The sequence below is a fragment of the Pelosinus baikalensis genome (assembly GCF_020819555.1).
GTDB classification, from domain to species: Bacteria; Bacillota; Negativicutes; order DSM-13327; family DSM-13327; genus Pelosinus; species Pelosinus baikalensis.
Genome location: NZ_JAJHJB010000123.1, coordinates 1 through 853 on the forward strand (window position 1 = coordinate 1; position 853 = coordinate 853).

General features: G+C 47.8%; 1 pseudogene. It reads left to right on the forward strand.

The features are described from left to right. Positions 1-662 (forward strand): annotated as a pseudogene (locus LMF89_RS25385) (collagen-like protein); the annotation flags it as partial. Positions 663-853 lie beyond the last annotated feature (191 nt).

Consider the following 853-nt stretch of genomic DNA (forward strand, 5'->3'; position numbering starts at 1 on the left):
CTACTGGAGCTACTGGCGATGCTGGTGCTGCTGGCGCTACTGGAGCTACTGGCCCTACTGGAGCTACTGGCGATGCTGGTGCTGCTGGCGCTACTGGCTCTACTGGAGCTACCGGCCCTACTGGAGCTACCGGTGATGCTGGTGCTACGGGCGCAACGGGAGCTGCTGGTGCCGCTGGTGCTACTGGCGCAACGGGAGATACGGGTGCTACCGGAGCTACGGGTGCTACTGGCGCGACCGGACTTCTTGGCTTATCGGAATACGCCTACGTCTATAATTTAGCTGCTCAAGTTGTTGCACTAGAAGCAGATATAACATTTAGTGATAACGGTGTTATTGTAGGCGCCATTACCCATGCACCAGGAACAGCTTCTATTGTTCTTGGTAGTGCTGGTGATTATGAAATCTCATTCATAGTTGCAGGTGTAGAGCCAAACCAGTTCACCCTCTTCCAAAACGACGCTCCTGTTGCCGGCAGTACCTATGGCTCTGGGGCTGGTACGCAACCTAATCCAGGTACGTTAATTATCACCGCTGCTGCTGGTGATGTATTAACTGTTAGAAATCATACTAGTGCTGCTGCAGTTACCTTGCAAACGTTAGCAGGAGGAACACAAACTAACGTCAATGCTTCTATTCGGATTGCATTAATAAGTAGTTAAAATAGTATCATCAGCCCCCTACAGCAATGAATTTTTTGAATAAAAACACAATAGAGGAATGAACCACAGGCTTCATTCCTCTTAAAATAATCGTTACTAAAACGTAAACGGATATTGTTTCTTTGCCATTTCAAGACCAAGGCTGTCATAGTATTGCAAGCAACCACAGCCATTTTCACTTTTTGCATAGT